The sequence below is a fragment of the Oleiphilus sp. HI0123 genome (genome assembly GCF_001635315.1).
Genome location: NZ_LWGE01000222.1, coordinates 1 through 7114, shown reverse-complemented (window position 1 = coordinate 7114; position 7114 = coordinate 1). Strand labels below are relative to the sequence as shown.

At 44.3% G+C, this 7114-nt stretch carries 6 protein-coding genes; 3 read left to right on the top strand and 3 right to left on the bottom strand.

Translation table 11 applies throughout. The features are described 5' to 3' along the window. Both A3761_RS02170 and A3761_RS02165 read left to right on the top strand, forming a co-directional pair. The coding region (locus A3761_RS02170) for a histidine kinase (protein ID WP_231881119.1) at positions 1–1015 on the top strand (1015 nt) is incomplete at its 5' end. 110 nt (positions 1016–1125) lie between these two features. Then, on the top strand, positions 1126–2916 hold the full coding sequence (locus A3761_RS02165) for a hybrid sensor histidine kinase/response regulator (RefSeq protein WP_068508663.1): 1791 nt from the start codon (positions 1126–1128) through the stop codon (positions 2914–2916). Positions 2917–2966: 50 nt separating this feature from the next. On the opposite strand, the gene A3761_RS02160 is transcribed toward A3761_RS02165, so the two are convergent. Together A3761_RS02160 and A3761_RS02155 are read right to left on the bottom strand one after the other, a co-directional pair. Beyond that, a complete protein-coding gene (locus tag A3761_RS02160; protein WP_068508664.1) occupies positions 2967–3608 on the bottom strand; it encodes a response regulator transcription factor in 642 nt (213 codons plus the stop codon). 176 nt (positions 3609–3784) lie between these two features. Next, positions 3785–5398 (bottom strand): MFS transporter, encoded by a 1614-nt coding sequence (locus A3761_RS02155; protein ID WP_068508666.1) that lies wholly within the window; start codon positions 5396–5398, stop codon positions 3785–3787. 379 nt (positions 5399–5777) lie between these two features. On the opposite strand from A3761_RS02155, the gene narL reads away from it, so the two are divergent. After that, positions 5778–6422, top strand: a complete 645-nt coding sequence (gene narL, locus A3761_RS02150; protein WP_068507590.1) for a two-component system response regulator NarL — start codon at positions 5778–5780, stop codon at positions 6420–6422. Positions 6423–6436: 14 nt separating this feature from the next. Here narL and A3761_RS02145 read toward each other — a convergent pair whose 3' ends face one another. Further along, positions 6437–7018, bottom strand: coding sequence for a DNA-3-methyladenine glycosylase I (locus A3761_RS02145; RefSeq protein WP_068507588.1), 582 nt, complete (start codon positions 7016–7018; stop codon positions 6437–6439). Positions 7019–7114: the final 96 nt, after the last annotated feature.

Genomic DNA, 7114 nt, shown 5'->3' with positions numbered 1-7114 from the left:
TATCAATGATCTAGGCATGATACTAATGGTTAAAGATATTGAGCTCTGCCTATTTACGACACAAGGCGAACGCCCTTATTTGCAGATTGACATGCATGATGATGATGAACAGCTTTGCAATCGCTTTACCTGTGAAGGCTGCCGCGGTGACGGACCTTTCAATCAATTAGCTGAGGATGCTTTGATATATCGATACCCAGTCATTCATCAAGCAAAACAGTATGGTGTGATCAAATTACCTCAATCGAAAGACAAACCCCTTCTCTTATGGCAACAAAAATTGGTCCAATCTAGCGCTGACCAACTAGCCATCGCTTTATCTTTACAGGAGACCAAAGAGCAAGAACACCGCTTGGCGATGCTTAGTGAGCGTACAGTAATGGCCCGAGAGCTTCACGACTCTCTAGCTCAATCGCTCTCTTACCTGAAGATTCAAGTAACACGCTTACAAAAGTCACACGATAAGAAAAAGTATGAGATGCAACAGCCAATTATTGATGAGCTGAGTGAGGGCCTTTCATCAGCTTACCGTCACTTACGTGAACTACTCACCACCTTCCGCTTAAAAATCGATGATAAAGGTTTACATGGCGCAATTGAGCAAACCATTAAGCAATTGAGAGCGCGAACCGAGATGCACATTAACCTGAAGAATTCACTGAAGAATATTCCTTTGAGTCCTTCTGAGGAAATTCACGTGCTACAAATTCTTCGTGAGGCCAGCCAGAATGCTGTCAACCACTCCAAGGGTACACGCCTGGATATTAGCTTACTTCAGCAAACTGACAAAACCATCCAACTGGAAATTAAAGACGATGGAGTAGGGCTGTCCAGCAACCCAGAAAAGTTAAATCATTATGGCCTGGCCATCATTCAAGAACGCAGTCGGCACTTGAACGGTGAGCTAGTTGTTAAGAGCTCTCAAGAGGGTATCCAAGGTACTCAAATCCAGCTTCGTTTCTCACCCAGTTACCTCAGAGAAAGTGATGAAAGTAAAGTTATCATACGCTCGTAACACGCAAATCACATTTCTCCCATTTGAGCGGTGACCTTACTTGGCATCGTTCTGCACACCAACTAACATAGAACGCTTCACTCTAATCGCTTAAAAGACCAATAATAACGATGACAAGCCATTACGAAAAAAGCGTTGAAGAGCTTCAGCTCGAATATGCAAACAAGCGTCGCTTCCCCTTCATAAAGTTTTCTCAGTCACTTGAAAGTGAGTTCAGGGAATATCGACACCAACGCTTACTAGAACGAATTCCTGCAATTGGAGTTGCCGCATTATTCATTTTTTTCTTATTTGCTTTACTAGATATCTACACGCTCCCCGAGTCTGTCTACGTCGTCACAACCTGTATTCGTCTGTTTATAGTTTGCCCTCTCATCGCTATAACAATGATCGCCGCCCGAATGAATTGGTCGATACGCGCGTATTCAAGTCTGTATATGAGTGCCTACATAGTCTCTGGCTTAAGTATCGTTGCTATTATGTACACTACACGAATTAATGATGCGCAAATGCCTTACGACGGTGTGTTGCTGCTCTTGGTTTTTGGCTATTTCCTAATGGGCTCGCCGTATACTTTGGCCACATTAGGTGGAGTGATCGTATCGCTGGGCTATTTTACCCTTGAGCTCAATCTGAACTCTCCCAGCCATATTATCAGCTCAAATGCTGCGTTTATTATTACACTCAATTTTATGGGGGCGATTGGCAGCTACATGCAAGAACGATCACGGCGTAGCCTCTTTCTCAATAAGAAGCTGGTTGAACTTGCAAAGTCTAGAGACCAGCAAGAAATATCCTCACGTACGAGGCTGTTAGCCACCGCCAGTCATGACTTGAGACAGCCTCTACACGCTATGAACTTACTTATTGAGACCTTAGAAAACCAGCTTCCCAAGGGAGATTCTTTAGCCTTAACACAAAAACTTAAGCTCGCCATTAATCAACTAAGCCAGTTACTTAGCTCTTTACTCAATATCTCAAGGTTAAATGCCGGCATTGTTGAAGCAAAGAATACAAACTTTGATCTTTCAAGTTTGATCGGCTCACTAATTCCCGAGCAAAACATTCGTGCGGAAGAGCTTGGTATGACGATTCGCACCGAAGGCCCCTCACCTTGTATTGTAAAAAGTGACCCAATCTTAGTCGAGAGAATATTTCGAAACCTTTGCGAAAATGCATTTAAGCATGCCGATGCAACCGGAGTAAAAGTCAATTGGTACAAAGAAGGCAAAACTATCTTCTTGGAAGTGGAAGACAATGGCAAAGGAATTCCTGAAGAAGAAATGGAAAGTATCTTCGACGAGTTTCATCAAACGGATCAATCTGACAAGCAAGGTATGGGCTTAGGGCTTGCGATTGTCAAACAGCTAAGTGAGCTATTAGAAGTCAAATACGGCGTCAGAGCAGGAAAACATAAGGGCGCATGCTTTTGGCTAGAGCTGGCGCAAGCCTATTCTCTCGAGAAACCGATTAACAATGCACCAGCACAAGTGCCACGCCCCAGCCCTGATAAGCGCATTCTCCTAATCGATGACGACCAAAGTGTCCTGGATTCATGCCAAATACTGTTAGCCAATTGGGGCTACTCCGTCGCCGCAGTTAAGAACCCTTACGATGCGTTAAGCTGCAGCGAGTCAGAAATTTTCGACCTTATTATCTGCGACTATCGCTTTCCTGCTTATCCACAAAATGGCATTGAACTGATACTAGAGATGAGAAAAAGAGCAGCGACCGCCACGCCCGCAATTTTAATCACAGCCGACACTCAGCAAGAAGTCAGCGAAGAAGTCAGTCAGAGTTTTGTTGAACAGGATCTAAATATTACCGGAATCGCCTTTAAACCATTAGCTCCCGCCAAATTAAAGCTAATGATTCAGCACTACTTACAGGCAAAGAATTAGCCTATTTGAGGCTAATTTTTAAGCCGCTACAATGAATGGCCGCTAAGCAATTATTCTAACAAGCCCAAATCAACTGCTACCCGAGCACATTCAGTGCGGTTATGTACGTTTAGCTCGCTAAATAAGGTCTTCATATGGCTCTTGATCGTATGCTCGGTCAAATGCAGGCGCTGGCAGATTTTCTTGTTTGGTAAGCCTTCACACACTAACTGTAAAACTTCCTTTTGCCGAGGTGTTAACTCTGGTAATTCAGCAACTTGTTGTGACTGATAAAAGTCTGGCAGGCAATTCTCGCCTTCCATGACTTTTTTTATCTGATTAAGGATCACTTCACTGCTGCTGGCTTTACTAATAAAACCACTAGCCCCAGCCTTAAGGGCTCGCTGAACATCCCTGAGTTCCTCGGAAGCTGACAAAATAATTGCCGGGATGAATATTTTCTGCTCAGACAGGTATCGAAGAATAGACAGCCCCCCCTCATCAGGTAAGCATAAGTCGAGCAATATCAGGTCATAACCCTGATTTTGTCCAAGGTGATTTTGAGCCTCTATCACGCCATGAGCACATTCGATCACAACCTCTTCGCTCAAACGCTTAAGCACAAATGAAAGCCCTTCCAGGTAGACTGGATGGTCCTCTATCACTAATAATTTCAGTTCACCACTCATCGGCGAAAAGCAAGAAGCTTGCATAACAGTATGATTACCAGGCTGATGTTATATTTGTTTTTTAGCATGCATATTATGCTGATATTAACACCTGCTTAGCAAGCCAATTATTGGCCATTTATTAACCAGTAAACATAAAAAACCGCGCTAGTTGCGCGGTTTTTTATTTTAAGCCATAACTTACAACTTATGGATTGTCGTTATGGATTATAGTGCTCGCAGCTCTTACGTAGGTAGAACCACCAGTTAAGAACGATACATACGGCGTAGAACGTTGCGAAGCCATATAGCGCGTACTCAGGAGTCGTCGCCTTGATTTGCTCACCCAATACTTTAGGCATAATGAATGCACCGTATGCTGCCACCGCTGCAGTCCAACCCAATACCGGACCTGCTTGCTCTTTATTGAATACCTGAGAGATGGTACGGAAAGTAGAACCGTTACCAATACCTGTTGCAGCAAACAAGACTAAGAACAATACAAAGAATGGTACGAAGAATTCTTCAGGTGTTGCTGACTGGTAAGCGGCTTTCATGAAGTAAGCCACACCAATTGCACATGCCACCATAATTACCGCACAAATCTGAGTAACTAAAGCACCACCTACTTTATCAGAGATCCAACCACCAACTGGGCGAATCAAAGCACCGATGAAAGGCCCCATCCAGGCGTACATTAAAGCACTTGGCCCATTAGGGTTAGCCGTGTTGTGTGTCATCACACCATCAACCATCACGTGCTGGAAACCAAATACAACTTTAATCGTTAGCGGGAAAGATGCTGCAAAACCAATGAATGAACCAAAAGTCATTGTATAAATAACTGTCATTGCCCAAGTATGCTTGTTATCAAAGATTTTGTACTGACGCGTTAAGCTCTCACCGATCTGACCTGGAATCGCTTTCAAAGCAAATACTGTCGCTGCGATAACAATAGGTAATACGATCCACTTACTTACACCAAAACCTGAACCACCCACTTTCTCAGGAAGCATCAACCATAGGCCGAAGATTGCACAAGCAAAGCCAACCAGCAACATCATTGAAATTAAGCCGAAAGAACCAACAGGGCCAGGAATACTTGGCGAAATGTGGTCTTCACGCAAGTTATTCATACCGAACCAGCCAGCAAGTGCGAGAGGAATCAGGAAGAGCAACCACACGAAGCCTGCATTTTGAATCCATGCTTCAGTACCTGCAGGAATCTTACCGATCAAGGTACCTGAAGTATTAACTAGCGTCATTGACTCGCCGCCTAGTGCGCCGAACATGCCAACAGTCATCGCCAATGGAACCAGAATCTGCATCGTAGTAACACCAAAGTTACCCAGACCCGCATTCAAACCTAGCGCCAAGCCCTGCTGCTTCTTAGGAAAGAAGAAACTGATGTTTGACATTGAAGATGAGAAGTTACCACCACCAAAGCCAGATAGAAGCGCTAGTGCCTGGAAAACCCAGAAAGGTGTTTCAGGGTTAGACAGCGCGATACCTGTACCGGCTGCAGGTAGCATGAGTAATGCTGTGGTAAAGAAGATTGTATTTCGGCCACCCGCCAAACGGATAAAGAAGGTGCTGGGTATTCGTAGCGTTGCACCCGTCAAACCGGCAATCGCCATTAAAGTAAATAGTTGTGATTTTTCATAGGGGAAGCCCAAGTTCAACATTTGAACCGTGATGATGCCCCAATACAACCAAACCGCGAAGCCGCAAAGCAAACTCGGGATAGAAATCCACAAATTTCGGTTGGCTATTTTCTTACCGGTGGATTCCCAGAACTGCTCGTCCTCCGGATCCCATTTTTGAATATCCGACATAGAATTTCTCCCAATGTTATAAATAATGCTAAGTCACGTTCATCATGCGCAAGCCTATAAACAAGAACAATCGACTCAAGGGAGTAGGCATTTCTTCACCCTTTACTTACCCCCCAATACCTACTACTGGGTAGTACCCTTGCCAGCACCTGCATTGTCGCTACGCTGCGTAAAACAAGGGGTACAACACATGCGACCAGAAGTAGGTACATTTCGGTGCCTACTCTCTCTAAGCCTCCACGAGTAAAGCCTGTCGAACATGATTCACGTCAATTTTGAGAACCAGGGTTCTTGCCAAATGGCGCGTTCTAAGACAGAGTTGCGACTAGATAAGATTCTTAAACCAGAAACTAAGCGCCGCATAAAGGTTGAAGCACTCATGAGCCAGATCCCCGCCACCATATTATTAGTTGATGACCACCCTTTATTAAGAAAAGGACTAACCCAGCTGATTGAATTCGAAGATGAGCTAGAAGTCATTGGTGAAGCAAGTGATGGGCATAGCGCCCTAGAGCTTGCTAAAGAGCACGAGCCCGACCTAATCGTGTTAGATCTGAATATGCAAGGTATGGATGGTTTGGAAACACTTAGAGCCATGCGAAATGCCGAGATCACCTCCCGTATCATCATGCTAACCGTAAGCGATAGTGATGAAGACGTTGTTTGCGCTATTACTTATGGTGCCGACGGCTACCTGCTTAAAGATATGGACCCTGAGCAAATACTGGAAAAGCTAAAAGAAGCCGCGCTTGGTAAAATGGTGATCAGTGAGAAGCTAACACATGTTCTGGCCGGAGCAATACGAGGCGGCAACGATAAGAAATCGAACTTATTAGCCAAACTAACCAGCCGGGAACACGAGATCCTGAAACTCATAGCCAAAGGTATGAGCAACAAGCTTATTGCCCGTGAACTCGATATCTCTGACGGAACCGTGAAGGTTCACGTCAAACATGTCCTGAAAAAACTAGGTTTGAATTCTCGAGTTGAAGCCGCAGTATGGATGGTGAATCAGAAGGGCTAAACTTCACTCAGCTTTTAGCTCACTTTTGACCACTCTGGGCATGTCACCAGGTGGTCATTAACCATCCCCACAGCCTGCATAAAGGCATAGCAAATAGTCGGACCGACAAAGGTAAAGCCGCGCTTTTTCAAATCTTTCGACATTGCTTCGGACTCTGGCGTTACAGCCGGTACATCTGCCATCGTCCGCCAGCTGTTAACTATCGGCTTAGCGCCAACAAATGACCAAAGGTACTTTGAAAAGTCACCCTCATTCTTTTCAATCTCGAGAAATTCGCGTGCATTTTTAATAATAGAGTTCACCTTAAGCTTATTTCGAATCACACCTGAATTAAGCAGTAATTCATCTATCTTCGTCTGGTCATATTCTGCAATACGCTTAGGATCGAAATTATCATATGCTTCGTAATAGCTTTTTTCTTTTCGTAAAATCGTAATCCAGCTCAAACCCGCTTGTTGGCCATCAAGGCAAAGTTTGGCAAATAGATCCTGGCTACCCCACCTTGGCTTACCCCAAATTTCATCATGATATTGCTGATATAAAGGGTCATTACCGCACCAGGGGCAACGTTTCTCTTGTGAGCAGTTTTCGGTCATTTTTTAGTTCCTTTTTAGTTCTTTATTGCTCAGCTCGTTTTATAATGTCAGCTTCGCGGTTCAAGGTTCTGTTCTAAAATAGCCACTCTAGAGGGT

Coding starts and splice junctions, on each gene's coding strand:
- A3761_RS02165 (WP_068508663.1), top strand. CDS start 1,126: ATGACAAGCCATTACGAAAAAAGCGTTGAAGAGCTTCAGCTCGAATAT.
- A3761_RS02160 (WP_068508664.1), bottom strand. CDS start 3,608: ATGCAAGCTTCTTGCTTTTCGCCGATGAGTGGTGAACTGAAATTATTA.
- A3761_RS02155 (WP_068508666.1), bottom strand. CDS start 5,398: ATGTCGGATATTCAAAAATGGGATCCGGAGGACGAGCAGTTCTGGGAA.
- narL (WP_068507590.1), top strand. CDS start 5,778: ATGAGCCAGATCCCCGCCACCATATTATTAGTTGATGACCACCCTTTA.
- A3761_RS02145 (WP_068507588.1), bottom strand. CDS start 7,018: ATGACCGAAAACTGCTCACAAGAGAAACGTTGCCCCTGGTGCGGTAAT.